This is a genomic window from Huintestinicola sp. (genome assembly GCF_051882455.1).
Classification (GTDB): domain Bacteria; phylum Bacillota; class Clostridia; order Oscillospirales; family Ruminococcaceae; genus Huintestinicola.
This window is the reverse complement of record NZ_JBJERV010000033.1, coordinates 1-26,681: the sequence shown is the minus strand read 5'-3', so window position 1 is coordinate 26,681 and position 26,681 is coordinate 1. Positions and strand designations below refer to the sequence as shown.

Genomic DNA, 26,681 nt, shown 5'->3' with positions numbered 1-26,681 from the left:
TGTATCATCGCCTTTCCGTATCTGTTGTAATGCTGCCTCCTGCAGCGGAGCTGCGGGAAACGGGATTGCGGGGAAGGGTTATCCTGATGGTAGTTCCCCCGCCTTCCTTAGTTTTTATTGTAAGTCCGTACCGCTCGCCGTGGTACATTTTTATTCGCTTGTTAACGTTTGTCAGTCCTATACTCTTGCCCGAGGAGGTATCGTTTCTCCTGAGCTTCGCTTCAAGCTCTCTGAGTTTTTCTTTGCTCATTCCGCTGCCGTTGTCCTTTACATCGATAATCACGTTGTCACCGCTGTAATATACCTTTATGTCGATACGTCCGTTATCCTTGCAGCTCTCTATGCCGTGAACAAAGGCATTCTCCACCACAGGCTGTATCACAAGGGGCAGTATCATATAATCCTTTGACACTTCGGAATAAATGCTGTAGGAGACCCTGTCACCAAATCTTGCGGACTGCAGCTCAAGATATCCGTTTGTAAACTCAAGCTCGGAGCGGAGCGTGACCTCGCCGTCTTTAAATTCAAGGCATCTGCGCATAAATTTGCCCAGCTTCTTCACAAGATCGGCAGTTTCCTTGTCATTGTTGCAGAATGCTTTCATTCGGATAGTTTCAAGGGTGTTATACAGAAAATGGGGATTTATCTGGCTGGCAAGCGCCTTGAACTCGGCTTCCATCTGAACGAATTTAAATTCCTCATTCTGGAGCTTTGCCTGATAGACATCGTTCATCATAGTCTGCATACTGTGGATCATCTGCTCAAGATCGGTGTACAGCTCTGCGATCTCATCGTGTCCCTTGTCGGTAAATTCCACATTGAAATCGCCTCCTGCCACAGCGTGCATTTTCTCGCTGAGCAGAGTGATACGCCTTGAGAAAACGCTGGTGAACAGCACGATGATGAGCAGCGAAAGAATAAAGAACAGGCAGAAATAACCGCCGTAAATAATTATCAGCTTATTTATCTCAAGATCTGCCACTCCTGCGGGGATAAGAAAAATGATCTGAAAATTTTCTCCGTATTGGAAATTCTCGGTTATGGTATAGCCCTTGAAGCCTAAAAGTCCTTCTTTCAGAACATTTCTGCCGTTCATAGATATGGACTCGTCATATTCTATCCTGCCTCCGGGCTTTGCACCCTCGTAATTGCTGAAAAAGACAGAGCCCTCACCGACGCACAGGATACTCTTGCTTTCCTCCGACGAAACGCTCCTGTTTATCCAGTCCTCGGAAATAAGAGCCGCAGCAATGCCTATGACCTTATTATCCTTTTTTATCGCCTTTATACAGCCGAGATGCCATATACCGTCCTTTCGGTCGATAACTGTGTCCCAGAAAAAAACATCGCTGTCAAGCCTTGCTTTATTATACCAGGTCTGAGCCTCTATCTGCTCGTCAGCATAAATATAATCGGCATTGCAGACAAAATCGCTCCGCCCTGTGTAAACCTTAACGCTATCGATCTGCGGAAAGGACTCAAGATATCTCTGATGAGGTCCTCTGCTGTAATATTTGTAATATTCGGCATTTGTCTCGTAGTCGTTTTCCAGAAAGGCAATGACATTTTCGTCCGTAACGAACATATCCATTGCCGCCTCCACCGAATCCACCGTGTCGGCTATCCTTGTACGGATACTGTCAGCCTTGACATTTGCGGTGCTTATGATCCTTTCGGTGACCTCCGACCGCATATTCACAAGCAGCATTATGCTGGCTGCAAAAAGGGGCAGTATTACTATAAGAAACATTATCAGCATCTGATTTCTGATAGAGCTGTTTTTTGAACCGACAAGCTTCATCTTCAAAACCGCCCTTCAAAAGAAATAAATATACATTCTGATTATACCACAAAGCCTTATTTTTTTCAATAGATAAAATGCAAATTATGCAAAAACTGACGCAGAGTCCTTCTCTCGGCAGACTGACACCGCCGGAAAAGAAGGTGGGTCAATATAAAAAAATATCCCCCTGCACTCGGATATCCCGTGCAGGAGGATATTATAGCAAGACACAGAAATAGACTGACAAAAAGAGGCAAGGGCAAAGCTTGAAGAGTTAGGAACGAACCCGCAGGCAGGCTTGCCGCCTGTCAAGGGTGAGTGACGACACTATTCAAGCTTTGCACTGCCGAACTTGGCAGGATATTTTTGTGGATTGCTATAGTATCATATGTCAGCTTATAAATTCATTCAGCCCCGAAAACAATGTGTATGCCACCTGCTGCTGATATGCTTCATTTGTAAGCTTTGCCGCTTCCTCGGGATTGGAGAGAAATCCGCATTCAGCCATAACAGCAGGATTATTGCAGAAATAGCAGAGATACAGCTCTTTGCCGCAAAGCTTCGTCTCTCTCATATTTTCGGGCTGGAGATTCTGGACGAACTTATTTTGCAGAATAGAAGCAAAGCGCTCGCTTTCGGGATTTGTGGCGGAATAAAACATCTGCGCACCGCTGAATTTCGGGTCGGTGTATGTATTCTGATGAATGGACAGGCACACTGCGTCGGGGAATTTATTGAAAAGCTCAAGCCTGTTTTCCATATCCGACACCTTCTGATTGCGCACACCCGTAACGCCACTGTCGTGAATGGAGATATCCCTGTCACGCGTTACGGCGGTATCATAGCCGTACAGCCTGCACATATCCCGGACTGCAAGCATTATTTTCAGGTTTATCCCCTTTTCCGTTATGCCGTCAGCTGTGGAGCAGCCGCCGTCCATTCCGCCGTGTCCGCAGTCGAGCACAACTATCCTGCCGCCCATATCCGCCTCGCCCGTATTCACATACACAGCGCTGTCTATCTTATCAACAGCATAATGTATCATAGCCGCCGAAGCCAGAACTGCCAGAGCAGAAAAAACGGCGGTCCTGTACCTTGAAAATTCAAATCCCATATAAAACCCGATCCTTTCCTATAATCAGCCTTGTTCCGAAATTTATCCGGACGAACACTTCTGATAAAATATTATGACGGTATGGGTGAAATAATGCAAAAAATCCCTTTGCAGCAGAATTTTGCTGCAAAGGGATAATTCAGTTTATTTTACGGTAAGCGTGATCTGAAATCAAACGCAGCCCTGAGCCTTCATAGCCTCAGCAACCTTCAGGAAGCCTGCAATGTTTGCGCCTGCCATGTAGTTGCCTTCCATGCCATACTCCTTAGCTGCACTCTCGCAAGCCTTGAAGATGGAAACCATAATGCCGTGAAGCTTAGCGTCAACCTCTTCGAATGTCCAGGAAAGTCTCTCGCTGTTCTGGCTCATTTCGAGACCGGAAGTAGCAACGCCGCCAGCGTTTGCAGCCTTAGCGGGACCATAGAGGATACCGTTTGCAAGGTAAGTGTTGATAGCCTCGGGAGTAGAGGGCATATTTGCACCCTCGGATACACACCAGCAGCCATTCTTTACGAGGATAGCAGCGCTCTCGCCGTCGATCTCGTTCTGAGTTGCGCAGGGAAGAGCGATATCGCACTTGATAGTCCAGATACCCTTGCAGCCCTCTGTGTAGGTTGCGTTGGGGTGAGTAGCAACGTACTCCTTGATTCTCTTTCTCTCAACTTCCTTGAGCTGCTTTACGCAAGCAAGATCAATTCCGTCGGGATCGTAGATGTAGCCGTTGGAGTCGGAAAGTGCAACTACCTTTGCGCCGAGAGCTGTAGCCTTCTCGGTAGCGTAGATAGCAACGTTTCCGGAACCGGAAATAACAACGGTCTTGCCCTCGAAGGACTTGCCGTTAGCCTTGAGCATTTCGTCTGTGAAGTAGCAGAGACCGTAGCCTGTAGCCTCTGTTCTTGCGAGAGAACCGCCGTAGGTAAGACCCTTACCTGTGAGAACGCCTGTGAACTCGTTGCGGAGTCTCTTATACTGACCGAACATATAGCCTATCTCTCTTGCGCCGGTACCGATATCGCCAGCGGGAACGTCGGTGTCTGCGCCGATGTGCTTGCAGAGCTCAGTCATAAAGCTCTGGCAGAAACGCATAACCTCTCCGTCGCTCTTGCCCTTGGGGTCAAAGTCGGAGCCGCCCTTGCCGCCGCCCATGGGAAGGGTGGTAAGGCTGTTCTTAAATACCTGCTCGAAGCCGAGGAACTTGATGATACCGATATATACGGAAGGGTGAAGTCTGATACCGCCCTTGTAAGGACCGATAGCAGAGTTGAACTGTACTCTGAAGCCGCGGTTTACCTGAACCTTGCCGTTGTCATCTACCCAGGGAACACGGAAAACGATCTGTCTCTCAGGCTCAACGAGTCTGTCGAGAACGCCTGCCTCAACGAGGTCAGGTCTCTTTTCAATAACAGGCTCGAGAGTTTCGATAACCTCTGTAACTGCCTGAATAAATTCGGGCTCTCCCTGATTGCGCTTCTTTACTGTCTCGAGTAAATCAATAAGATATTTGTTTTTTAACGCCATTGTTAAAACCTCCCAAATAAATTCAACTTATGCAAACTTCCCTTTCGCATAAAGCCTGAATACATTATAACATTATTTTTTCCATTTTGCAAGATTAAAAATGCAATTTTGCAAAAAAATTCTTTCATATTTTTTGAGCATTTTCAACAAAAAATGCTGACAAAGCTTTATCTTTGCATTTAGTCGGTCAAAAAATTACATAAGAGCCGAATAAATGTCATTTTTTCTTATACCCGTCACCGACGCTGCCTCCCTGCAAGCCTCGGTCAGCTTTACGCCCTTTTCTGCAAGCTCCTTCGCAAGCCTGACCGCGTCCTCAAGGGTGTAGTCCTTATCTTCACTGTTCTCCCCTGCGCCCTCTACCACAAGGACATATTCTCCTCGGGGAGCATTGGTCTCGTAATAGCTTATAGCCTCGGAAAGGGTCGTCCGCATTACCTCTTCGTGTATCTTCGTAAGCTCTCTGCATATGGATATCCGCCTGTCTCCAAAGTATTTGAGCATATCTTCCAAGGTAGTTCTCAGCTTATGGGGCGCCTCGTAAAATATCAGTGTGTGAGTGTCGGACGCCACCGCTTTCAGATGTGCAAATCTCTGCTTCTTTGTGACGGAAAGGAAGCCTTCAAATGCAAAACGGGACGCAGGTATCCCGCAGACCGCCGCAGCAGTTGCCATTGCGGTAGGTCCGGGAACAGCTTCAACGGGAATGTCCAGGTCTCGGCACATTCTTACAAGGTCCTCTCCCGGGTCGGAAATACAGGGCATTCCCGCATCCGTTACCACAGCGCAGCTTTCGCCGTTTCGGAGCCTTTCAATGATATTTTCCGAAACATGGGCTGCGGAATGCTCGTGATAACTGAGGAGCGGCTTTTTTATCTCAAAATGATTGAGAAGCTTTACCGTTACCCTGGTGTCCTCGGCGCAGATAAAATCCACCTCAGACAATATCCTCACCGCACGGTATGTTATATCCTCAAGGTTGCCGATAGGCGTACCCACAACATAAAGCTTTCCCGACACAGCTTACTCCCCTTTCTCCGAATAATGACCGTATATCGCCGCCAGCTCGGGGCTTACTCCGCCCGTACCGCTTATGTAAAGCTGGGGCATTACCTTCATAAATGCGCCGCCGCCCTTTCGCCCCTCGATAAGAAACAGCCATGGGGCGCTGTCGGGTGACTTTGACACGAACCTGAGATTTTTCGGCTCGATACCGTTTGAGCGCATTGCCGATATAACGTCCGCAAGCCGTTCGGGACGGTTGCATATGCAAAGCCTGCCGCCGAATTTCAGAAGTCTCTTTGCGGCGGCGCAGACATCGTTTATATTGCAGAGTATCTCGTGCCTTGCTATTTTATGGGCGTCAAGCTCGCTTTCTATACCTGCCTTGTATGCCTTATAGGGCGGATTGCAGGTAACAAGGTCGCATATATCAAGTGGAGCTTCATTTGTAAGTGATCTAAGGTCCATATGAAGGGGGCAAACGTCCTCAAGGGAAGAACGTTCAACAGTTATTTTAAACTGCTCTATCGCCTGCTCCTGGATATCAATGCCGTAGACCTTTTTAGGCGAATATCTGAGCTTTTCAAGGACTGCGATTATCCCGCAGCCCGTGCCCAGGTCGCAGACGATATCCTTATGCCTTGCCCTTGCAAAATCCGCAAGGAGAAATGCGTCCGTTCCGAAGGTATGCTCCTCGGTAACACATATCTCACAGCCGTCTCCCAGCTTTTCAAATGTATCAAATCCGCTCATATATGAAGCTCCCGAAAAAATTTATTTGCCCAAAGCCTTGCCGTTTGAGCCTAAGGGTATCTCGTGGTCGAGACCTACGAATTTTCCGTCCTCCTGCCAGAGAACTTCCTTTACAAATTCGTATTTTTCATTGTCCCATGTGGTGAAATCGTCCTTCACAAGTCCGCCCGTATCTCCCGAGTTGGCGTTAAAGCACCAGAATGTATGGTTGATGCGCTTTTCCTTGATAAGCTGTCTGAGATAGGTCATCCACTTGAGATTGGGCTGGGTCATAAAGCCGCCCCATTCGCCGATAAGGAGAGGTGCGATATTCTCGTCCTGAATGTAGAACCAATTGTCATACCAGGCGTCCTTGTAAAGGGAATTATAGGTATAGTCGCCCTTGAACCACTCCTGCTGATATACTGCGGGGCCGTAATCGTGGGGAGAGTAGACAATCTTATTCTGATATTTGCCCAGGTCGATAGGGTCGTTCTTCACGCCGCGGAGGTTGCCGCCCCACCATGTGGAATAATAGTCCGACGGATCTGTGGAGCCGAAATCGCCGTTGCTCTTGATATCTGTGGGGTATATCTCAATGCCCTCCACCATTACAAGAACGTTGGGATTTTTGCCGAGGACTGCTTTTGCAGCCTTTTCTGCCACGTATTTCCAGTTGTCGTTGTCCTTGCTGTTATCCCACTTTGCTCTGGGGCTTTCGTTTGCCTTTCCGTGAGGCTCGTTTTTAAGGTCGTATGCGATAATGGTATCATCGTTTTTATATCGCTCTGCCATCCAGGAAAGGGCGGCGAGATAGTCCTTTTCGGTCACATTGCCCTCATACCACATATTCTTCATATGACCCATTGCGTCGGTCTTTGCGCTGTGGATATCTATCATTATCTTGATACCGTTGGCTCTGCACTGACCTATGACATAGTCGAATATCTCAAGGCTGTTCATTCCCACAAGGTAGGAGTTTGTCGCCTGATTGAAATTTGCGGTGGGGTAATTGCCCGATGACCAGTTATTGATAAGCTCCGCGGAAATGGGTACTCGCAGGAGATTGAAGCCATGGTCGGCAATCGACTTGAGCGAGGTATTCAGGTCGCACGCCCACAAGCCGTCAAAGGTATTTGTGCCTGTATTGTAGCCGAACCAGTTCACGCCTGTGAGCCATACTTCCCTGCCGCTGCTGTCAACTATCTTATTGCCCTTGACGGAAAGCCAGTCGTCGGTGGTAGGAGCAGGAACGTCCTTTTCCTGAACGGGTGCGGCGGGAGGTGTTCCGTTTGAGCCTGAGCTGCCGCTGCCCGATGATGATGCGGCAAATGCGCCCATTGAGCAGACAAGCTCAGCCTTGCCCGTATCGATATCCCCGGGGTTTTTGAGTATCATTCCGAAGGTGCCCTCTCCGCCCGAGGTGATGGTCTTGTTATGTTCAACGGGGGTGACGGTCATTTTGCCGTCTTTGAGCTCAATGCCGCAGTTCCAGGACTGCTCAACGGAAGCCGATTTTCCCACATAAATAGTTGCCGTCCAGCCGTCAACGCTTGCGGAGGACTTGTTTTTTACGGTGCCGTCGATCTGGGAATAATCCGCTGTGCCGTCATTCCAGCCGTTTGGGACGGATATGACAAGCTCTACGTCCTCGGAAGCCTTTTCTTCCGAAGCAGACCCCGTTTCAGCTTTTGTGCTCTGAGTCGCGGAAGAGGTTTCAGAGGAAGGCTTTGCGGCGGTTTCCGCAGCCGTTGTCACTGTAGTCTGAGCAGGCTTGTCCGTTTCCTTTTGTTCTGCGGGAGCCTGTGTATTTTCCGTCTCGGCGATATGGGCGTTATCGGCGGTGACGGTTACGGCTCCTCCGTCTCCGTATGGGTCATAATCATCTGCAAAAGGGTCATAATCATTACCGAAGAAGTCCTCTTTTTCGGAGGCGGCGCTGCTTGTTTCGGCGCTATCCGTCACTTCCGAAGAAACGCCCGCAGATGTTTCCGCTATTTCGGGAACAGGTTCGGATCTTTCTCCGCAGGCGGTCATTGACAAGCATATTACAAGTGCGGCAGATATACATTTCATACTGATTTTTTTCATACTTACGTCCCCCTTGTACGGCTAATTTTGCAATAAAAATATTATATCACTTTTTCGTTCCGCCGTCAACCGTTTTATTCCCTGCAAATGCTTTCATTCGCCGCCGCAGCCCATTTACTGAAAAATTTTCCTCATGCCGTATTTTTTTACATCAAGGCTATTGAAATGCCGCTCCGATTGTGCTATACTATAAATATTATTGCAAAATCGCATTTTTTGAAAGGACGCTTACTTTTATGATGGAACATTCAATTATATTTCCCCTCCCCCTCAGTATCCATATCGGCTTTGTGGTGATCAGCGTTATTCTGCTGATGCTCTGCTACAAAAAGCGGAAGTACACCTATGAGCTGTATATGCTGGTGGGGATAGTCTCCACGCTGTTCATATATGTCTGCAAGGAAAAGCCATATTTTTATATTTTAGGGCTTGAGGAAATGATACTTCTGGCGCTTACGATCGTCGATATGGCTAAGGTATCAAAGGCTGCCGCCGCGGCGGAAAAGGCTGAACAGGATGCTGCCGAAAATACTTCGGAAACTGACACGGAAGAAACAGATCCGGATGAAACCGCCGAAAAGGGCGATACCGATAAAAGCGAATAAGGAGAATTGCCGTGAAGATAATTCTGCTCGAAGAAAAAACCGTTTCTCAGGGAGATGTTTCCCTTGACGGGTTCAAGGCTCTGGGAAAGGTAACGGGCTATCCTCTTACCCCTCAGGATAAAGTTGCAGAGAGGGTCGGAGACGCAGATGCCGTTATTATCAACAAGACCGTTTTTACACGGGAGATAATGGAACAATGTCCGAAGCTGCGATACATCGGTCTGTGCGCTACGGGATTTAACAATGTGGATACAAAGGCGGCGGCGGAGCTTGGCATAACAGTGTGTAATGTTCCCGCATATTCCACCTCGGCAGTGGCTCAGCAGGTATTTTCCTACGTGCTTCATTTTGCAAGCCGAACGGCGGATTACAACGCAGACGTTCAAAGCGGCGGCTGGGTGCGGTCGGACACATTTTCCTATTTCACCATTCCCACCTTTGAGCTTTCGGGAATGACTATGGGAATTATCGGCTTCGGCAGCATCGGTTCGGCGGTGGCTCGCATTGCTCTTGCATTCGGTATGAAGGTAATTGCCTCCACACGGACTCCCAAAACCGCTGAGGGCGTAAGCTTTGTTTCTGCCGAGGAAGTTTTTGAATGCGCCGATTTCATATCCCTCCACTGTCCCCTTACGGATGAAACGAGAGGGCTTGTGAATATGGATAGGCTGCGGCTCTGCAAGCCGACCGCTTACATAATAAACACGTCGAGAGGTCCGGTAGTGAATGAAACCGACCTTGCTACAGCGCTTAACGGCGGCATTATCGCAGGCGCGGGGCTGGACGTGGTGGAAACGGAGCCTATGAAAGCGGATAATCCACTTCTGGGAGCTAAAAACTGCATTATCACCCCTCACGTGGCGTGGGCGCCGGTTCAGACGAGGGAAAGGCTTATCGCCGCAGCGGTCGATAATCTTCGGAGCTTTATTGACGGCGCTCCCAAAAACAAAGTAAATTAACGAAAGTCGGGTCATTTATATGTTTGATATCAGCACAAAAAAGAGAATTGTAATCAAGGTGGGCACCTCCACCCTTACCCACAAAACAGGCAGGCTCAATATCCGCAGAATGGAAAGACTTGTCAAGACTCTTGCGGACATTCAGAACAGCGGACGTGAGATAATCCTGGTGTCCTCGGGAGCTATCGGTCTGGGAATGTCAAAAATGGGTCTCAGGGAACGTCCCACCGACACGCCGATGAAGCAGGCATGCGCTGCTGTGGGACAGTGCGAGCTTATGTATATGTACGACAAGCTTTTCGGAGAATATAATCTGAATGTGGCTCAGATACTTCTTACGAGATACATTCTCGAAACTCCCCGCAAAAACAACGTTGAGAACACCTTCTACAAGCTTATCGAGCACAACATCATTCCCGTTGTAAACGAGAATGACACCGTTGCCATTGACGAGCTGGAGCTTGCGGTGGGCGAGAACGACTCCCTTGCGGCTCACGTTGGAGTGTTCTGCAACGCGGACCTGCTGGTCATTATGTCGGACATTGACGGATTTTTTGACGGAGACCCCCGCTCAAATCCCGACGCTAAGCTTATTCCCGTAGTTGAGAAAATCGACGACAAGATAAGGGCGCTGGCAGGCGACGCTGTTTCGGGTCTGGGCAGCGGCGGCATGATAACCAAGATAAACGCTGCCGAGATAGCTATGGAGGCAGGCTTTGATATGGCTATCGTAAACGGAAGGAACCCCAATATTCTTTACGACCTTTTTGACGGAAAATCCGTGGGAACGGTTTTCCTGGCAAACAAATAAAGGAGGACTGCTGCAATGACTTACATTGAAACCCTGGGCGCAAACGCTGCTGCCGCAAAGAAGTCGCTTATTTCCGCTGATACAGAAAAGAAAAATGCTGCTCTTGCAAAGATCGCAGAAGCGCTTATCAAGCATTCCGACGAGATAATCGAGGCAAATGCTGCTGACCTGAAGGCTGCCCGCGAAAACGGTATGTCCGTTTCTATGCAGGACAGACTTATGCTCAACGAGGACAGGATAAGGGGCATATCTTCGGCAATCGGAGAGCTTATCAAGCTTGAGGACCCCATCGGAAAGGTGGACAGCGGTTCTGTCCGTCCCAACGGTATGAGGATAACAAAGGTGAGAGTTCCTATGGGCGTTATCGGAATGATATATGAGTCACGTCCCAATGTTACTGCGGACGCTGCAACCCTATGCCTTAAAACAGGCAATGCGGTAATTCTGAGAGGCGGCAAGGAGGCTTACAACTCCAACAAATGCATATGTAATATTATGCGAGATGCCGTTTGTGAGGCAGGCTTCCCCAAGGATATAATCCAGTTCGTTGACGACACTACGAGAGAAGTCACCACCGAGCTTATGAAATGCAGCAAATACCTGGACCTGCTCATTCCCAGAGGAGGAGCGGGGCTTATAAAGGCTGTTACTCAGAATGCCACAGTTCCCGTTATCGAAACAGGAACGGGCAACTGCCACATTTACATAGACAAGAGCGCGGACATTGAGATGGGCGTTAACATAACCGACAACGGCAAGACCCAGCGCCCCTCGGTGTGCAATGCCCTTGAGACGCTGCTGGTTCACAAGGATATTGCAGAGGAATTTCTGCCTGCTGTGAAGGCAAGGCTTGACGAGCATAATGTGGAGCTGAGAGGCTGTCCCGAGACTGTCCGTATCCTGGGAGACTGCGTTGTTCCTGCCACAGAGGAGGATTATGCTACCGAGTTCGGCGATTATATTATGGCTGTAAAGGTCGTAAATGACATTGACGAGGCTATCGAGCATATCGGAAAATACTCCACGGGGCACTCGGAATGTATCGTTACAAACGATCTGGGAAATGCGGAGAAATTCAAGAAAGAGGTGGACTCCGCCTGCGTTTACGTAAATGCTTCCACGAGATTTACGGACGGCGGCATGTTCGGCTTCGGCGCTGAGATAGGCATTTCCACTCAGAAGCTCCACGCAAGAGGTCCTATGGGACTTTACGAGATAACATCAAACAAATACCTGATCGACGGAAACGGTCAGATCAGATAAGGACAGGACTATGAAGAAAGATAAACGCTCCGAGGAAAAGAAAAACGGCGATATCATCGATATGCTTGACTCCGCTCTCGACGAGGACATTTCCGAGATAAGCGAAATGTCCGAGCTGGAGGAAAGCAGCAATGAAGCCGCAAAGCCCGGAAACAAAAGCGCATTTCACTTTATCGTGGGACTTATTTTCATCATTCTTGCGGCAATAGGTCTTATTTCTACGGTGGGCTTTGTTTCGGACAAGGTCAGAAACATCATTGACAACACCGAGCAGAAAAACGAGTTTGCAAAGTTCATTTACCCCGTTGTTATCTGCGACCCTCCCGGATTTGACGCTACCACCAAGCTCAAGAATGAAACTATCATATCGGCGGCGGTGTGGGATATCATTCTTTACGAGGACAAGAGCAAGTATGAGCTTGATTTCGACTATCTCATCGTTCCCGAGGTGGACATTGAACAGCACGCCGCTAAGCTTTTCGGCTCGGGTCTTACCATAAACCATATGACTATCGCTTCGGCGGATATCTCATTCTACTATGACGGGGAGATAAGCTCTTACCGTATTCCCGAAAATCCCAAGTTTTTCACATACTCGCCCTACATCGAGTCCATAAGCAAGATAGGTGAAAGCTATACTCTTACGGTGGGCTATGTTTCACCTACCCCCGCATGGCTCACCCTTACCTCGGACGAGGCTCCCTCTCCCGAGAAGTATGTGGATTATGTGGTTCAGAAGAGGGGCACAAGCTACACTCTCGTTGCCATAAAGCAATCGGAAATGCAGGCGGAAAACGCTCATGACAGCGGACTTTAAGGAGAATTTCTATGCCAAGGATATATCCCCTGTTTTCATCAAGCAGCGGTAACTGTACATATGTCGGCTCGGGCAGCGAGGGCGTTCTTATCGACTGCGGCGCTTCATTCACAAAGATAAAAAATGCACTTGCGCTGAACGGGCTGGATATAGGCTGCGTCAAGGCGGTCTTTATCACCCATGACCACAATGACCACGTTAAGGGGCTGAGAGTGCTGAGTAAGAAAACCGGTATACCCGTTTATTCACAGAGCGGCACTCTTGACGTGCTGTACGATATGGGGCTTATTTCCTCGAGTGCGGAGGATATAAAGGATCATGCGGACATAGGCGGAATGAGGATATCCTGCTTTCCAACTTCACACGATACGGTTCAGTCCTGCGGATATCGTATCACATTTGAAGATGATGTGAGCTGCGCCGTTTGCACAGACCTGGGCTTTGTGAGCGATGAGGTAAGAAACGGCATAAAGGGCTGCTCGGCGGTGCTTATCGAGGCAAACTATGACCCTGTGATGCTCAGAAACGGCGGATACCCCGCTTATCTCAAGGCAAGGATACGCTCGGACAGGGGGCATTTATCCAACACCGACTGCGGCTGCTTCTGCGCTGAGCTGATAGACAGCGGCACTACGAGGTTTATCCTCGGTCATCTGTCGAGAGAGAACAACACGCCCGAAACGGCGGAATACGCGGTTGAGTCGGAGATCGCTAAAATGGGTTATCAGCGAAACCGTGACTACATTCTTTCCTGCGCTCCTGTGGAAACAAGCGGTGGTTTTGTGGCGTTCTGACAATTTACGGATGTTTTTATCGGCTGTTCCCGAAGAAATGGGAGCAGCCGATTTTTTGGTGCATTTGTACTGTATTTTTTGAGGCACATTTGTACAGGTGTACAAAAATAAACTTTTGTTCGATTTATACTTGACAAATCAGTACATTTGTGCTATAATATAGATCGTGAGGTATTACCGGTGGTGAGCGTTATATCTGTTTCCACCGAAAAGGTCACATTCTCACAGTCTTCGGAAAGGGAATATTCCCTCGGAAATATTGCCGCAAGAAAGCCGTCCTCAAAGGCTTTTTCACATATGGCGCCCGCAGAACCGGAGATTATTTTTTCCGCTTCCCTTTTGTATTCCTCAAGGCTTTCGGACGTTCCCGTTTCCGAAAGTACGCCTTCGGCTTTTATGGATATGTTATATTCCCCCGTATCATCTCCTTGTCTGAAATATACGCTTTTATCCTTTATGAACACGCTGAGGCTTCCTCCGAGAACGCTCATACGCACGCCCTTTTCGCCCCGAAGGAGATTTAGTGCGGCGGTCTCGGACAGGTCCAGAAGGACCGTTTCGCCCAGTGTATTTACCGCCGCAGAGCCTGATATTTTTTTATCGGAGAGAGGGACTATCACCACTCCCCCTGCGCTGTCGGCGGATATGACATCACGGAGCGTGACCTCGCTGTAAAGTCCTTCGGCGGCATATCTTCCAAGTCCCGATATGATAACGTCCGAGCCTACAGGCTCATCGTTTTCGTCCCTTCTGTCAGCTTCCGCTCCCGGGTCTTCCGAATATATGACGGGACAGCCCGGGGATATCCGCTCCCCTGCCAGCATTTTAAGCTTTTCCTTGTCGCGTATGATATCATCGTCCGCAAATACACAGCTGCAATGACCGAAAAACAGTTCCCTGCCGCTTTCCCTCATTATCATATCCGCCGCTTCGTAAAAGCTTCTGCCTGTTCCCGAATATACACGGTACTCGGGTACGGGAGCTTCGGAATTTGTATCGGTACTGCTGTATGCCTGAATTGTGAGATAATACAGTCCGTCATCTTCCTCTATGCCCATAAGGGAGACGAACATTCTCTCGTTTACCTGTACGGCAGTGCAGGCGGCAAGGAGCAGCATTAAGGTCATTGCCGCCGCTAACAATATTGCTTTTTTCATCTGCGTTTTCCTTTCCCGAATATCAGTAGTATCAGCGGTACGGCGGCGGTGAGGATAAGTGGCGGCAGAGGAGCTTCATATATCATTTGGCAGAATGCGAGACCGAAATACATTTCGGAAAGGGCGCATATGACTGCTGCTGTGCCGCTGATAAGTCCCTCAAGCTTTACAGCCGGTGCCGCCTGTTTAAGCGAATGTCCTCCGCAGGCGCAGAGGAGTGATATCACTGCTGCGCACATTACCGTCCAGAGACTGAAAAAAAGTCCGTCATTCCTGAATGTTCCTCCTCGTGCGGCGTATACCGCGCTGTCGGCAAGGGGGTATTCGGACACTGTTATATAGCCGCCCAGGGTCATATATACGGCGGCGGTTATCAGCACGGAAACGGCGAGCATTGCGGCTATTCCTCCGTATGCTCCGCTTCTGGTGCGTTTTCCCATTCCTCCGCACATTACGCAGAGGCAGGTACAGCCTGCGGCTCCTATGGGAAATAATCCGCCGAGACCTCTTTGAAGGGACAGCTTCGGGACGGTGACATCGGTACGATCAAAGGAAAGGATATCCTTCCATGCTCCGAGAAGAAATATTACCGAAAGCACGCAGAGCATAAAAAGCAGCACCGTACTCATTCGGCAGACCGTTTCCACTCCTGTATGGGCGATATAGACGCAGACTGCTCCAAGCATTATTATACAGACCGCCTGATCTGCTTCGGGAAAATACCGCTCGGAGACAAATTCGCTGTATCGTTTCAGGATATGGGCGGCGGCGGTGATGAAATAGATGAAAAAGAGGATATTTATTACACGTCCGATAGATCCAAGTCTCACTGTACACAGCTCGGGAACGCTTTTCTCTCCTTTTGCGGACAAAACTGCAAGGGGGATAAGCATTACCGCCATTATCATGACCGATACGGAGATATCCGCAAGAGATGTTCCCATATCGGGCAGCGTTGTGTTCAGAACGCAGAAGATAACGCCGAAAAGGGTGAGCATTACCGCTGTTTGTCCTCGTCCGATATAGCCTATTTTCATTTATCCGTCACCTCGCCGTCTTTTTCAAGCTCGTTTTCTGCTGCTGCTTCCATATCTGCGCCGTTTAGCTGTTCGATAGTAAATCCCCGCTTTCCAAGACGTCTGAAACCGAGGCGCACTGCCACGTCTCCCATTGCTTTTGGTGAAAAGGGCGATATGGGTGCCATTACGGGAAGTCCGTAATTTTCGGCGGCACAGATATTTGCAAGCATCAATGCTGACAGCAGGGCTATGCCGAACAGTCCCGAAAGTCCGCCGATGACTACTGCCGCGAGACGAAAAAGTGTTACCTGCTGGTCAAGGCTCGGTATTACAAAGGAGGCGGTCACGGATATGGCGCAGACAAGCAGCATGGGGTTTGAGATTATTCCTGCGGACACTGCGGCGTCTCCGATGATAAGTCCGCCTACTATGGAGACTGCTCCTCCTACGCTCTGGGGGAGACGGACTCCCGCTTCTCTGATTATTTCGTAGAATATGAGAGTTATGAGTGCTTCCCACATAAGGTTCAAGGGTGCGGCTTCCTGGGCTGCCGCTAAATTTAAAAGCAGGCGGCTGTTGAACATCTCGGGGTGAAAAAGTGCTGCTGCCACGTATATTCCCGGGAAGAATACGGCGAGGAAAAAGGCGATATATCTTATATATCTTAAAAATACGGCGTAGAAGGGGCGGAAGTTATAGTCATCGAGAGTCTGGAAATGCTCGGTGAACATTGCGGGAATGACTATGGCAAAGGGTGTGCCTTCTATCATTACCCCCACTCGTCCCTCAAGGAGCTTGGCGCACATCACGTCGGGGCGCTCGGTTATGGTAAGCCCCGAAAAAACGGAGGGTCTGCCGCTGTCGAGAAAGGGTTCTATATATCCGCTGCCCAGAATTGTCTCAAGCTTTAAGTCCCTGAGCTTCTTTTTTATGCTCTTTACAAGGGCGGGAGGCACTCTGTCAGCCATATAGCAGACGATAACGTCCGTATTGCTTCGGGGAGATACGGGAAAAAGCTCAAAGCGCAGAAGAGGCGTTTTCATTCGGCGGCGGACAAGGGACATATTCGTACGGACAGTTTCAACAAAGCCTTCGTGGGAGCCTCGGATATTTCCTTCGGAGGAGGGCTCGTCAACTCCCCTTTTGTCATAGCCCTGTATGCCGCAGCATATGGCTTTTCCTTCACCGTCCACGAATATTACCGCAAAACCGCTCATAAGCCTTCGGATAATATCGCCGTATTCCTCGGAAACGGCTGTATCTACCGAGAGTATCATATTGTCACGGATATGGCTGAAAAGCTTTTTGCCGGTACAGTTGTCAATGGAGATGTTCATTAAAGGGTTTATTACCATATGGGCGGTGCTAAGTCCCGAGACCATTCCCTCAAAGCAGATAACTGCCGCTTTTGTGCCGCAGATGGTTATGGGGCTTATGAGCAGGTCGCTTGTATTGCCCAGGATATTTTTTATGTTCCTGATATTTTCATCAAGACCCGCTGCTATAGGGACATTTTCAAAATTATATCCGTCGGGATAACGGGTGTCCTTCTTTTTCAAAATGTACAGCCTGCTTTCCGCATAATTCTTTTTTTCTATGCAGAAATATTTTTGCCGCTGCTGCTAAATTTATGCAATGGCTTCGGAGTTCATAATTATTTTATACACCGGCAATTATTTTTCGTCATATATTTACATTATCCAATGGTATAATTATTTTATAAACTTGAAACGGAGATAAGAAATATGACTGATATTGTTGCTATAGGAGAACTTTTAGTGGATTTTACCTGCTCCCGGCTTGACGGAGAGACGATCTACAAGCAGAATGCAGGCGGCGCTCCTGCCAATGTTGTTTGTATGGCTTCAAAATTAGGGGCAAGTACGGGCTTTATCGGAAAAATAGGCAGGGATATGTTCGGATTTTATCTAAAAAAGGTATTGTTTGACAACAAGGTCGATACAACGGGACTTATTCTTGACCCCAATTATTCCACCACCCTTGCTTTTATTCACAACGATGAGGAAGGCGACAGGGATTTCGTTTTTTACCGCAGCCCTCAGACTGCCGCGGATCTTAATCTGCGGTACGGGGAAGTGAACAGGGAGCTTATTGACGAATGCAAAATTTTCCATTTCGGGTCGCTGTCCCTTTCCTCTGAGCCTGCAAGAACGGCTACTGTAAATGCGGTGGAATATGCTAAAATGCAGGGAAAGTATATTTCCTACGATCCAAACTGGAGACCCCTTCTGTGGGAGTCAAAGGAAGCAGGCATCAGGGCGATGAAAAGCGCTGCTCAATATGCGGACATTATCAAGGTATCGGAAAATGAATTACAGCTGCTCACCGACTGCGGCGCTCTTATTCCCGGAGTGGCTAAGCTGCTCGGTGCAGGCGTTAAGATCATATGTATCACCCAGGGGGCAAAGGGCTGTATAATTGCTACGGCAAAGGGTATTGAAAGATATCCTGCTTACAAGGTAAAGTCAATTGACACTCTGGGCTCTGGAGACAGCTTTTTCGGTGCTTTCCTCTACAAGCTTTTAAAGCTTGAAAAGTCTATCGAAGAGCTGGACAGTGAGGATATTCTTGAGATGGCTATGTTTGCAAATGCCTGCGGCGCTCTTTGTTCCACCAAGCAGGGGGCTATTCCCGCAATGCCCTCAAAGGAGGATATTATCAAGCTTATGGAGACGGTGAAGCCGGAGAGGAACTGAACATATGAATATTACCGTATACGGTTTGTACACATATTTTCATTGCCGACACCCTCACATCGGGGTGCTTAAAAATTTCTGCCGCGATTTTTCGATCAAAGGGCTGAGAGAGGGGGTAAACGTACTTACCTGTCCCTTGAACGGCAACGGCTGGGGGCTTTCAAACTGCCTTTGCAATAAAAGTATGAAAGCATCTGACACTGAAGGAGACTTTTTTCTTAACGGGAAAAATGTGAGCCTCAGAATGCTGCGCAGAAAAAGCTTTTACATATGCGGCACTGAGCCTGACCTTATACAAAAGCTTACACATAAAAAGGTAAAAGATATTATTTTGCCCGGAGATGACGAAATATTCAGATTTCTATCGGAAAACGGTATAATGGACAGAGAGCTTACAAATTTAGGCAACTGGCGATATATCGTTTCATTCTACCTCGGCTTTCAAAAGGGAGCAAGAATTTTCGGTTTTCCCTGGATATCCGCTTCACAGGCTGAAATTCAGGAGGAACGGCTGAGGCTTATTTCAGATTTTGCAAAAAAGAATGAGCTTTTGGTCATTCTCCCCTGCGAACAGGGTTCGGAACGCTTTTTAAACGGCTCGGAGTTCAGGATATATAAGAATATATAAACATCGGCTTCGGCAGAAAAATACTGCCGAAGCCGATAGTTATGTATCTATCCTTACCATATCCACAAGTGCCTTGTTTCGGTAAACAAGGTCGTTTCTTGCGGTAAAGCCCAATTTCTCCCAGAAGGCGTTGCCCGACTCGTTGCGGTCAAAGACCACCAGGGCGGTCTTTGTTATACCGAGACTTCCCAGCGCTTCAAGGGCGGCATTTACAAGGGCGGTGCCTACTCCCCTGCCCCTAAAATCAGGCGATACGGCGGTGTGGTATATAAAACCTCTCCTGCCGTCATTTCCTGCAAGGATAACTCCTATGATACAGTCATTCTCACAGGCGGCAAAGCAGGTCTCGGGATTGCGGTCAAGGAAACGCTTTATGCCCTCCTTGGAATCGTCTGTATCGTTGAGCCCCATTCCCTTGCAGGAAAGCCAGAGAGCATACATTTTTTCGTAGTCCTCGATGGTAATTTTTCTGATGGTCATTTTACTTCACTCCTATTCTGTTAACTGCGATCTGAGCGCATATTCCCGTAAAAAGCCCTGCGATACAGCCTGCGACCGTAAGCACGGGAAGGTAGGCAAATACGGACATTGTTCCCATTACCGCCGCTGCTGCCGAGAGCTGTCCAATATTGTGAAGGACTGCGCCGATGATACTGTTAAGGTATATATGCTTTTTGTCTATGAAACGTTTCAGAAATATCATTCCCATAAGGCAGAGTATCCCGCCGCAGGTACTGAAAATCAGTGCTGAGGGATTTCCCGAAAATATGGAGCCGAGAATTATTCTTGCGGTGAGGATAAGCGCCGTTTCCTTCGGGGTGTATCGGTAAACCGCGTATACGGTCACGATATTTGCAAGTCCCAGCTTCATACCCGGTACGGGGACGGGGAGGGGTATCTGCATTTCCACCACGAATATTATAAGAGCTATACAGGTAAGAAGCCCCATTTGTGTTATCCGTTTTTTATCCATTGCCTTCACCTCGTTCTGCCGTCGGCTGTATCGTCCGCAGGCTCGATAACAAGGCGGTTGGGCAGGCATACTATGGGTGCGGCTCCCTTTTCGCCGCCTATCCAGCCCGTTTTTATGCATATTCCGTCGGGACAGTCCGCTTCTTTGACGTGTATCATATGATCTTTTATTTCAATGGTATTCACGCCGCCGCTATAGTTGACATCAAATTCGCAGTCCTCGGCATCGGAAAGGTCTATGGAACAGATCATTTCGCCGCCGCTTCTGATATTCACCACATTTCCACGGGGCTTACACCATATCATCAGACTGCCTGCCAGGGCTGCCGCAAATATCAGGACGATGATAATTACAATTATCCTTGTTTTTTTCATTTTATCACTTCCGCTTTGGAACTGAGAGTATTATCCGCAAATCCGATGTTTTCGGATAGGTTTTCTGTCATAATTATCCTGCCGTCCTCGGTTATTATGAGCATTTCAAAATCCCGATGGTCTTTCCAAAAGCTCACAGCTTTTTCTTCGCCCATTACAAAAAGAGCCGTTGACAAGCCGTCGCAGTATGTTCCGCTGTCGCCTGTTACCGTTACTGAGGCAAGTCCGTTATCAACGGGATATCCCGTTTCGGGATCTATTATGTGACAGTATTTTTTTCCGTCTGCGCAGATAAAATAACGCTGATAATTTCCCGAGGTGACTACTGCTTTATCCCGAACGGAAAGGGTACAGACGGTGTCCGAGGGGGAAACCGGGTCGGTCACAGCCACACGCCATGGTGTGCCGTCGGGCTTTTCGCCTATGGTCTGAATATTTCCGCCCAGACTCAGTATGGCAGAGGTGACGCCTTCATTTCTGAGGATTTCCGCCGCCTTTTCGCCCGCATAGCCCTTTGCAACAGAGCCGAGATCAAGCTGATAATTTGCTGGTACGGTGACCTTATTATCGCTTATTGAAATGTTAGAATAACCTGTAAATCCGATAAGCTCATTTATCCTTTTTTCTGTCGGTACCGAATAATTTCCCGTTGTAAAGCCCCACTCCCGCACAAGGGGATAAACGGTGATATCAACTGCTCCGTCAGTCATTTCGGAAAGCGCTGACGAACTGCGGATAAGTTCGGCGGTATCGCGGCTTATTTCGACAGGCTGTCCGTCAGAGCTGTTTATCCCGGCGATATCGCTGTTTGTATCGGTAACGGAAAAAAGTCCCTCAAGCCTTGTTATTTCACTGCATGCCTTGTCAAGCGCAGCTTCTGCATTTTCACCGTATGCGGTCATTGTCATATAGGTATCCATTGCAAAAAGGTCTTTTTTGGCGCAGGGCTCTCCCCGATCTGCGCAGCCGCAGAGCAGGCTAAAAACGGATATGCCGAAAATTACGGCTGCTTTTTTCAAAATTATCATCTCACTTAAAAACTGATTGACGTTTATCCGCGGATATGCTATAATCAAAGCAGATATTTTTTATTTAGGAGAGCAGCATTATGAACGGGGTCAACAAAACGCTTTATATTCCTTTATACGGTAAATCCGAAATAAGCCGCAGGGGCATTATCATCAGCGACAAAATGGCTGAGGAGATATGGGAAAAGGAGGGCTTCCGGCTTAAAGGAAAGGCTCGCTCAAAATGGCTCGCCCTGTTTATGTCAATGCGGGCGGCGGTGTTTGACGAATGGACGGTGCGGACTCTTTCCAAATATCCCGAGGCAGTCGTCCTGCACATCGGCTGCGGTCTTGACAGCCGTATCCTGCGGACGGGAAACAGCTCCAATTTATGGTTTGACATTGATTTTCCCGATGTGATCGCCGAACGTAAAAAGTATTTTTCCGAAAATGAGAAATATACTATGCTTGGAGCGGACGCTTCGGAAACAGGCTGGATAAGCTCTCTTCCCGACGCCCCGGAAGCAGTGGTCGTTATGGAAGGGATATCTATGTATCTCGGAAAGGAAAAGGTCCGGGAGCTTTTTGAGGCTCTTTCACAGAAATATGACAGGCTGTTTATCTTAGCGGACGTTTACACCGTTTTTGCAGCCAAAGCCACAAAGTACAAAAATCCCATAAATGATGTGGGCGTTACCGAGGTTTACGGCATTGACAGCCCCGATGAAATTGAAACAGAGGAAATACGCTTTAAGTCGGAACATTCTATGACTCCCCCAAAGCTTACTGAGCAGCTTCAAGGTTTTGAAAGGACCTTTTTCAATGCTGTCCTTGCGGGAAAGGCAACTAAAAAAATTTACCGCCTGTTTGAGTTTGAAAAGATCTGATCCGTTTCAGTTTTTATGGCTCTTACGGAATTTTTATAGATTATCCTGCCGCCCACGGGCATTCGTCCGATGGAATAGGCGGGATTTTCGATTTTTTTAAGAATGGTCTCCACTGCAAGAGCGGACATCTGCTCGGTATTTACCTCAATGGTCGTTATTTTCGGGTCGGACATTTCCGAGTAGACCGAATTATCAAAGCCTGTGACGGAAATATCCTGAGGAACACGATAGCCCTCTTTTTTCAGCTGGTCAATAAGCTGATAGGCTGTGCCGTCACAGTTGCAGACAAATGCGGTAGGCATATCCACAGGCAGGGCTATGGGCTTCATAAGTCCGTCCTCGCCTCTGTCCTCGAGAACATAATTTGAGCTTACGTGGATATTATGCTCCATAAGGGATTTGATATAGCCCAGATATCTGTCCTGAATAGAGCTTGTTGCCTTGACGGAGCCTACAAAGGCAAGCTTTCGGTGACCTATATTTATAAGGAAATTTGTAATATCGTAGGAGGCGTAAAAGCTGTCGCTGATTATGCAGTCTATGTCCTTGCGGTCGTCGTAAAAATCAAGGAATACAACGGGAATATTTTCCGAAGTGATAAGGTCGGTATAGCTTTTTGAAAGCTGTCCGAGGATAATTGCGCCGTCAGCTTTTCCCTGCATAGCAGATGGATATATCAGCTTTTCCTCGCTTTCCGGAGTTACGGTATGAAAAAAGGCACACCGTCCTCTGCTTTGAAGCTGGGCGGAGATATGCTTATAATATTTCAGATAAAAGGAGTCCTCGTCGATAAAGCGTGAAGATGCGAGAACGCAGATATTTCCTGTAAGACTCCCCTGCTGCTTTCGTCTTACTGTATAGGAATAGCCAAGCTCCTTGGCGGTGCGGCGAACCTCGTCACGAAGCGCCTCGCTTACTCCGCTTTTGCCTCCCAGAGCCTTGGAGACAGCCACAACACTTATCCCGAGTCGGTCGGCTATATCCTGCATTTTAACATTTTTTGTCAAAACGGTCACTTTCCTTTCTGCATATCAACAGATTTATTATACTACACAACAGACTAAAAAGTCAACACAAAAAACGCTCATCTACGCTCCCAGGGAACGGAGCATAGATGAGCCTATGTTCTGTTATTTTGTTATGTTAAACGCAGCTTATCTGCCGCAGCCTGTAAAGCAGTTTCTGAGAATGTCAATGACGCAGGATATATCTGCGCAGAAGAAATTAAAGTTGCACATAATGTTACCTCCATTGATATGTTTTTTCGTTTCGTTCAGGTTGCTTCATCTTATCTGCCGCAGCTTGTAAAGCAGTTTCTGATAATTTCCATAATGCAGGAGAAATTAAATCCACACATCATTCTCGCCTCCCTTTTTTTATTTCCGCAAGGGATTTTTCCCTCTCGGATCAACTTAATTATAGCATTTATTCTGCTCTTTTTCAAGCTGTAAGTTCTGGTAATACTTCTGCACAATAATGCAGGATTATTTGTTAGTATTATGCAGGATATCTACGGGCATTTTCTCCCTTACGTGCAAAACATTTCCGATAATAAAAACTGCTGTCTGTAATATAATATTACTGCAAACCCAATAGAGAAACGAAATCCGCTTCTCAAATCAAACTGATCATAAAAGGAGAATAATACTATGAAAAGCGATAAGCTCACTGCCCAGGGCAGAGAAACTATGGAAAGATTTAAGATGGAAGCAGCCAACGAGGTCGGCGTTAACCTCAAGAACGGTTACAACGGCGATATCACTGCAAGAGAAGCAGGCTCTGTAGGCGGTATGATGGTCAATATGATGACTCCCGAACAACAATGGTGTTTTACTCGCAATAATGTACGCAAGATCGGGCATTCACAGGATCTTACATTTTTGGTGCAGAGCGGGATATGATACGTATTTATCGGATATGCAAACAGCCGAGGATTTTTTGTCCTCGGCTGTTTCTCATTTAACTATCTTCTCGATAACGCAGGAATGACCCTTGCTCTCGTCGTAGCTGATACCCACAAGCAGTATTTCTCCGCTGAATGCAGTCAGCTTTTCGGTATAATTCTTTCCCTTTATTTGCTCAAGTGCATTTGAAGCGGTTTTGTTGTATTTCAGCTCAATGACCATTGCAGGTGAATCAACGCCCTTGCGGGGAATGAATGTGAGATCGGCAAAGCCTTTTCCGCTTGGAAGCTCTCTGAATATCTCGTAGCTGTTTCTTGCGGAATAATAGGCAAGTGAAAGCGTTACCGACAGGGACATTTCATTGTTGTAAGCAATGATGGAAGTGTTTTTCCGATGTACTTCTTCAAGTATCTCGGCAACCTTGTCACTGTTGCAGGCAAGGGTTGCGGAAAGCAGTTCGTCCGACTGACGGAGCGAGTTCATGACCTCTTCCCAACCGCCGTCTTCTATACAGTTGATAAACTCCTGCTGAACCTCTTTATTGGGTATCCATGCAGTTTTGGAATCAAAATCATATGTGAGATATCCGAGATGGATAAGAAGCGTAAGAACATCATCGGCGGAATGGAGCGATACCATATCATTCTGAAATTTGCCCGTGTTTACGGAAATATGCTCTCCTGCTATCATTCTGATGACCGACTGCCGCAGTCCGTCCATATCTATTTTGATATACATTTGCAGGGCTTCAAAGGTTTCGGTTTTTGTCCAGTAGCTGTCAAATATGCGGTTGGTTACTGCTCTTACAACAGATTGAGGATTGTAAATATCATAGCTGCCCACTTTGTATCCATCGTACCACTGTGCCATTTTTTCAAGGGGCATATCAAATTTTTTGCAAAGATAGGCAACATCATCGGGGGTAAATCCTGTGTACTCCGCAAACATAGCCTGATTAGCCATAGAATATTCCGAATACATATTGAGAGCGGAATGCTCGCCGTATTTCTTAACGGGAAGAATACCCGTTGCATAATCAAGGGCGACATAGGGCTGTTCTTTCAGTAATGTACGAAGATAATTCAGATACAGCTGCTGTCCTTTTGTATCGTCCTTATATATTCTGAATATGCAGTCCCATTCGTCGATTATAAAAACAAATGGAATACCGTATTTGCGGAACACTGCAAGCAGCATTTCATCTGCACTGTAATCATCGGGCAAATTCATATCGGAATAATCACTTTTCAAGTCACGCTTGATCGTTTTTTCAAGCATTTCGATCATCATTTTGATATTGTCGGATTTTGAAGCAAAGCTTCTTATATCAAAGTGGAAGACGTTATATTTGTTAAGGTGTTTTTCAAAGCTGTCAAATCTTGAAATTTTTAGTTGGCTGAAAAGATTCCTTGAATCACAGCCTCGGCTGTAATATGCAGTCAGCATATTTGCCGCCATTGATTTGCCGAAACGTCGTGGACGGCTTATGCAGATGTGACGTAATTCTCCGAATAAGCATCCATTTGTCTTGTCTATGAGAGCTGATTTATCAACATATACATTTGAATGATTAACTGAATTAAAAAAAAGAGTATTATCAGGGTTAAGATAGATTCCCATCTTTATAATCCGCCTTTCTGCGAAAGGCACCAATCGGGTAATGAAAAGTACTTTCGCTAAGATATTTAATGTGATATAATAGTAGTTGAAGGAAACGGTCAACTACAGAAACCGTGGAGGTGAGTGGCGGGGCTGTATAGCGGCAACCTCGCATGTTTATATGGTTTGATTCTCCGTTAAGGCATCAATAACTGGCGCAAACAAGTAGCCCGTAAACTTATCTCTTTCAAATCGACTCGATTTTGCCGGAGGATCAGTCAATGCCGTTTCCTCAATTTTTTCGCAGGAGGAATGTCAATGGCATTTAAAATCTTCCGTAAAAACTGCTGCGGACTTGATGTTCACAAAACCTGGATCTATGCCTGTATCGGAACAACCGATCCCAACAATCGTACAGAGTACAAGCAGGCTCGCTTTTCTTCATTTTCCAATGGCTTGAAGGAACTGGCTGAATGGCTTGCTAAATACTCTTGTACAGAAGTCTGTATGGAATCATCGGGTAAATATTGGATCCCTGTTTTCAACATTCTTGAAAAAACCTGCTGGGTAACACTTGCTCACCCCAAATACACTAAACCGCAGAAAGGTAACAAAACTGACCGCAAAGATGCGAAATGGATCTGTGACCTGTTCATGTGCGATATGATCAAACCAAGCTTTATCCCACCGCCTGATATACGGCAGCTTCGTGACCTTCTGCGATTCCGTATGAAACTGACGTATCAGATCACCGGTATGAAAAATCGTGCTCTCAATTGTCTTACCGTTTCCAATCTTAAGCTTGACGATGTGTTTTCCGACGTGTTTGGTAAATCCTCACGTTCCATCATCAAGCAGATCCTTGAACATCCCGGTGAGACCTTTGATGTTACACCTTTTGTAGATAAACGATGTAAGCACCCCATA

At 47.3% G+C, this 26,681-nt stretch carries 26 protein-coding genes; 11 read left to right on the top strand and 15 right to left on the bottom strand.

All coding sequences use genetic code 11. The annotated features are described in order from the left end of the window. Window positions 1-4 precede the first annotated feature (4 nt). The 6 genes from ACI4J0_RS04720 to ACI4J0_RS04695 form a co-directional block, all read right to left on the bottom strand. Window positions 5-1,801, bottom strand: a complete 1,797-nt coding sequence (locus tag ACI4J0_RS04720; protein WP_439764662.1) for a sensor histidine kinase — start codon at window positions 1,799-1,801, stop codon at window positions 5-7. Between the two features lie 373 nt (window positions 1,802-2,174). After that, on the bottom strand, window positions 2,175-2,897 hold the full coding sequence (locus ACI4J0_RS04715) for an N-acetylmuramoyl-L-alanine amidase (RefSeq protein ID WP_439764661.1): 723 nt from the start codon (window positions 2,895-2,897) through the stop codon (window positions 2,175-2,177). A 171-nt stretch (window positions 2,898-3,068) separates the two neighbouring features. Continuing rightward, entirely contained in the window at window positions 3,069-4,415 is a 1,347-nt protein-coding gene (gene gdhA / locus ACI4J0_RS04710; RefSeq protein ID WP_439764660.1) for an NADP-specific glutamate dehydrogenase, read from the bottom strand. Window positions 4,416-4,610: 195 nt separating this feature from the next. Next, entirely contained in the window at window positions 4,611-5,435 is an 825-nt protein-coding gene (rsmI, locus tag ACI4J0_RS04705) for a 16S rRNA (cytidine(1402)-2'-O)-methyltransferase (RefSeq protein WP_439764659.1), read from the bottom strand. A 3-nt stretch (window positions 5,436-5,438) separates the two neighbouring features. After that, the gene (locus ACI4J0_RS04700; RefSeq protein WP_439764658.1) at window positions 5,439-6,170 is read right to left on the bottom strand and encodes a tRNA1(Val) (adenine(37)-N6)-methyltransferase; all 732 of its coding nucleotides are present in this window, start codon (window positions 6,168-6,170) and stop codon (window positions 5,439-5,441) included. Window positions 6,171-6,191: 21 nt separating this feature from the next. Beyond that, window positions 6,192-8,240 carry a cellulase family glycosylhydrolase gene (locus ACI4J0_RS04695; RefSeq protein ID WP_439764657.1) on the bottom strand — a complete coding sequence of 683 codons (2,049 nt, stop codon included), beginning with the start codon at window positions 8,238-8,240 and terminating at the stop codon, window positions 6,192-6,194. A 236-nt stretch (window positions 8,241-8,476) separates the two neighbouring features. Here ACI4J0_RS04695 and ACI4J0_RS04690 point away from each other — a divergent pair, with 236 nt between their 5' ends. The 6 genes from ACI4J0_RS04690 to ACI4J0_RS04665 are packed head-to-tail and all read left to right on the top strand — an operon-like array spanning window position 8,477 to window position 13,489. Next, the gene (locus tag ACI4J0_RS04690; protein WP_439764656.1) at window positions 8,477-8,845 is read left to right on the top strand and encodes a hypothetical protein; all 369 of its coding nucleotides are present in this window, start codon (window positions 8,477-8,479) and stop codon (window positions 8,843-8,845) included. Window positions 8,846-8,856: 11 nt separating this feature from the next. Beyond that, entirely contained in the window at window positions 8,857-9,804 is a 948-nt protein-coding gene (locus tag ACI4J0_RS04685) for a D-2-hydroxyacid dehydrogenase (protein WP_439764655.1), read from the top strand. A 19-nt stretch (window positions 9,805-9,823) separates the two neighbouring features. Then, window positions 9,824-10,615 (top strand): glutamate 5-kinase, encoded by a 792-nt coding sequence (gene proB, locus ACI4J0_RS04680; protein WP_439764654.1) that lies wholly within the window; start codon window positions 9,824-9,826, stop codon window positions 10,613-10,615. Between the two features lie 15 nt (window positions 10,616-10,630). Further along, on the top strand, window positions 10,631-11,878 hold the full coding sequence (locus ACI4J0_RS04675; protein ID WP_439764653.1) for a glutamate-5-semialdehyde dehydrogenase: 1,248 nt from the start codon (window positions 10,631-10,633) through the stop codon (window positions 11,876-11,878). Window positions 11,879-11,888: 10 nt separating this feature from the next. Continuing rightward, complete coding sequence (locus ACI4J0_RS04670) at window positions 11,889-12,695, top strand: hypothetical protein (RefSeq protein WP_439764652.1); 807 nt, start codon at window positions 11,889-11,891, stop codon at window positions 12,693-12,695. Window positions 12,696-12,706: 11 nt separating this feature from the next. Then, a complete protein-coding gene (locus tag ACI4J0_RS04665) occupies window positions 12,707-13,489 on the top strand; it encodes an MBL fold metallo-hydrolase (RefSeq protein WP_439764651.1) in 783 nt (260 codons plus the stop codon). 152 nt (window positions 13,490-13,641) lie between these two features. Here the strand turns inward: ACI4J0_RS04665 and ACI4J0_RS04660 are convergent, their stop codons facing one another. Genes ACI4J0_RS04660 through ACI4J0_RS04650 form a run of 3 tightly spaced genes read right to left on the bottom strand, consistent with a single transcriptional unit; the run spans window position 13,642 to window position 17,224 of the window. Beyond that, window positions 13,642-14,646, bottom strand: coding sequence for a hypothetical protein (locus ACI4J0_RS04660; protein WP_439764650.1), 1,005 nt, complete (start codon window positions 14,644-14,646; stop codon window positions 13,642-13,644). Then, window positions 14,643-15,683, bottom strand: coding sequence for a GerAB/ArcD/ProY family transporter (locus ACI4J0_RS04655; RefSeq protein WP_439764649.1), 1,041 nt, complete (start codon window positions 15,681-15,683; stop codon window positions 14,643-14,645). The genes ACI4J0_RS04660 and ACI4J0_RS04655 overlap by 4 nt, the downstream gene beginning before the upstream one ends. Then, complete coding sequence (locus ACI4J0_RS04650; protein ID WP_439764648.1) at window positions 15,680-17,224, bottom strand: spore germination protein; 1,545 nt, start codon at window positions 17,222-17,224, stop codon at window positions 15,680-15,682. The genes ACI4J0_RS04655 and ACI4J0_RS04650 overlap by 4 nt, the downstream gene beginning before the upstream one ends. A 186-nt stretch (window positions 17,225-17,410) precedes the next feature. Here ACI4J0_RS04650 and ACI4J0_RS04645 point away from each other — a divergent pair, with 186 nt between their 5' ends. Together ACI4J0_RS04645 and ACI4J0_RS04640 are read left to right on the top strand one after the other, a co-directional pair. After that, the gene (locus ACI4J0_RS04645) at window positions 17,411-18,382 is read left to right on the top strand and encodes a carbohydrate kinase family protein (protein ID WP_439764647.1); all 972 of its coding nucleotides are present in this window, start codon (window positions 17,411-17,413) and stop codon (window positions 18,380-18,382) included. 4 nt (window positions 18,383-18,386) lie between these two features. Next, a complete protein-coding gene (locus ACI4J0_RS04640) occupies window positions 18,387-19,010 on the top strand; it encodes a hypothetical protein (RefSeq protein WP_439764646.1) in 624 nt (207 codons plus the stop codon). A gap of 39 nt (window positions 19,011-19,049) precedes the next feature. On the opposite strand, the gene ACI4J0_RS04635 is transcribed toward ACI4J0_RS04640, so the two are convergent. Genes ACI4J0_RS04635 through ACI4J0_RS04620 form a run of 4 tightly spaced genes read right to left on the bottom strand, consistent with a single transcriptional unit; the run spans window position 19,050 to window position 21,376 of the window. After that, window positions 19,050-19,490, bottom strand: coding sequence for a GNAT family N-acetyltransferase (locus tag ACI4J0_RS04635; RefSeq protein ID WP_439764645.1), 441 nt, complete (start codon window positions 19,488-19,490; stop codon window positions 19,050-19,052). A gap of 1 nt (window position 19,491) precedes the next feature. Then, a complete protein-coding gene (locus tag ACI4J0_RS04630; RefSeq protein ID WP_439764644.1) occupies window positions 19,492-19,983 on the bottom strand; it encodes a Gx transporter family protein in 492 nt (163 codons plus the stop codon). A gap of 5 nt (window positions 19,984-19,988) precedes the next feature. Then, window positions 19,989-20,357, bottom strand: coding sequence for a NusG domain II-containing protein (locus tag ACI4J0_RS04625; RefSeq protein WP_439764643.1), 369 nt, complete (start codon window positions 20,355-20,357; stop codon window positions 19,989-19,991). Then, window positions 20,354-21,376: an FAD:protein FMN transferase gene (locus ACI4J0_RS04620; protein ID WP_439764642.1), complete on the bottom strand. Its 1,023-nt coding sequence runs from the start codon at window positions 21,374-21,376 to the stop codon at window positions 20,354-20,356. Before ACI4J0_RS04620 ends, ACI4J0_RS04625 begins: the two co-directional genes overlap by 4 nt. 89 nt (window positions 21,377-21,465) lie before the next feature. On the opposite strand from ACI4J0_RS04620, the gene ACI4J0_RS04615 reads away from it, so the two are divergent. Next, complete coding sequence (locus ACI4J0_RS04615) at window positions 21,466-22,251, top strand: class I SAM-dependent methyltransferase (RefSeq protein ID WP_439764641.1); 786 nt, start codon at window positions 21,466-21,468, stop codon at window positions 22,249-22,251. On the opposite strand, the gene ACI4J0_RS04610 is transcribed toward ACI4J0_RS04615, so the two are convergent. Beyond that, window positions 22,221-23,258 (bottom strand): LacI family DNA-binding transcriptional regulator, encoded by a 1,038-nt coding sequence (locus ACI4J0_RS04610; RefSeq protein ID WP_439764640.1) that lies wholly within the window; start codon window positions 23,256-23,258, stop codon window positions 22,221-22,223. The genes ACI4J0_RS04615 and ACI4J0_RS04610 overlap by 31 nt on opposite strands. Before the next feature lie 642 nt (window positions 23,259-23,900). Here ACI4J0_RS04610 and ACI4J0_RS04605 point away from each other — a divergent pair. Beyond that, a complete protein-coding gene (locus ACI4J0_RS04605; protein WP_439764639.1) occupies window positions 23,901-24,152 on the top strand; it encodes an alpha/beta-type small acid-soluble spore protein in 252 nt (83 codons plus the stop codon). 54 nt (window positions 24,153-24,206) lie between these two features. Here ACI4J0_RS04605 and ACI4J0_RS04600 read toward each other — a convergent pair whose 3' ends face one another. After that, window positions 24,207-25,775, bottom strand: a complete 1,569-nt coding sequence (locus ACI4J0_RS04600) for an AAA family ATPase (protein ID WP_439764638.1) — start codon at window positions 25,773-25,775, stop codon at window positions 24,207-24,209. A gap of 297 nt (window positions 25,776-26,072) precedes the next feature. Between ACI4J0_RS04600 and ACI4J0_RS04595 the strand changes: the two genes are divergently transcribed. Continuing rightward, window positions 26,073-26,681, top strand: a 609-nt coding sequence (locus ACI4J0_RS04595; RefSeq protein WP_439764637.1) for an IS110 family transposase, incomplete at its 3' end; no start/stop codon positions are given.

Excerpts from the sequence above, each read along its gene's own strand:
- ACI4J0_RS04605 (WP_439764639.1), top strand. The coding sequence starts at position 23,901 with ATGAAAAGCGATAAGCTCACTGCCCAGGGCAGAGAAACTATGGAAAGA.
- ACI4J0_RS04675 (WP_439764653.1), top strand. The coding sequence starts at position 10,631 with ATGACTTACATTGAAACCCTGGGCGCAAACGCTGCTGCCGCAAAGAAG.
- ACI4J0_RS04600 (WP_439764638.1), bottom strand. The coding sequence starts at position 25,775 with ATGGGAATCTATCTTAACCCTGATAATACTCTTTTTTTTAATTCAGTT.
- ACI4J0_RS04695 (WP_439764657.1), bottom strand. The coding sequence starts at position 8,240 with ATGAAAAAAATCAGTATGAAATGTATATCTGCCGCACTTGTAATATGC.
- ACI4J0_RS04690 (WP_439764656.1), top strand. The coding sequence starts at position 8,477 with ATGATGGAACATTCAATTATATTTCCCCTCCCCCTCAGTATCCATATC.
- ACI4J0_RS04640 (WP_439764646.1), top strand. The coding sequence starts at position 18,387 with ATGAATATTACCGTATACGGTTTGTACACATATTTTCATTGCCGACAC.
- ACI4J0_RS04720 (WP_439764662.1), bottom strand. The coding sequence starts at position 1,801 with ATGAAGCTTGTCGGTTCAAAAAACAGCTCTATCAGAAATCAGATGCTG.
- ACI4J0_RS04635 (WP_439764645.1), bottom strand. The coding sequence starts at position 19,490 with ATGACCATCAGAAAAATTACCATCGAGGACTACGAAAAAATGTATGCT.
- ACI4J0_RS04645 (WP_439764647.1), top strand. The coding sequence starts at position 17,411 with ATGACTGATATTGTTGCTATAGGAGAACTTTTAGTGGATTTTACCTGC.
- ACI4J0_RS04615 (WP_439764641.1), top strand. The coding sequence starts at position 21,466 with ATGAACGGGGTCAACAAAACGCTTTATATTCCTTTATACGGTAAATCC.
- ACI4J0_RS04660 (WP_439764650.1), bottom strand. The coding sequence starts at position 14,646 with ATGAAAAAAGCAATATTGTTAGCGGCGGCAATGACCTTAATGCTGCTC.
- ACI4J0_RS04715 (WP_439764661.1), bottom strand. The coding sequence starts at position 2,897 with ATGGGATTTGAATTTTCAAGGTACAGGACCGCCGTTTTTTCTGCTCTG.
- ACI4J0_RS04665 (WP_439764651.1), top strand. The coding sequence starts at position 12,707 with ATGCCAAGGATATATCCCCTGTTTTCATCAAGCAGCGGTAACTGTACA.
- ACI4J0_RS04655 (WP_439764649.1), bottom strand. The coding sequence starts at position 15,683 with ATGAAAATAGGCTATATCGGACGAGGACAAACAGCGGTAATGCTCACC.
- gdhA (WP_439764660.1), bottom strand. The coding sequence starts at position 4,415 with ATGGCGTTAAAAAACAAATATCTTATTGATTTACTCGAGACAGTAAAG.
- ACI4J0_RS04670 (WP_439764652.1), top strand. The coding sequence starts at position 11,889 with ATGAAGAAAGATAAACGCTCCGAGGAAAAGAAAAACGGCGATATCATC.
- ACI4J0_RS04700 (WP_439764658.1), bottom strand. The coding sequence starts at position 6,170 with ATGAGCGGATTTGATACATTTGAAAAGCTGGGAGACGGCTGTGAGATA.
- ACI4J0_RS04630 (WP_439764644.1), bottom strand. The coding sequence starts at position 19,983 with ATGGATAAAAAACGGATAACACAAATGGGGCTTCTTACCTGTATAGCT.
- ACI4J0_RS04625 (WP_439764643.1), bottom strand. The coding sequence starts at position 20,357 with ATGAAAAAAACAAGGATAATTGTAATTATCATCGTCCTGATATTTGCG.
- proB (WP_439764654.1), top strand. The coding sequence starts at position 9,824 with ATGTTTGATATCAGCACAAAAAAGAGAATTGTAATCAAGGTGGGCACC.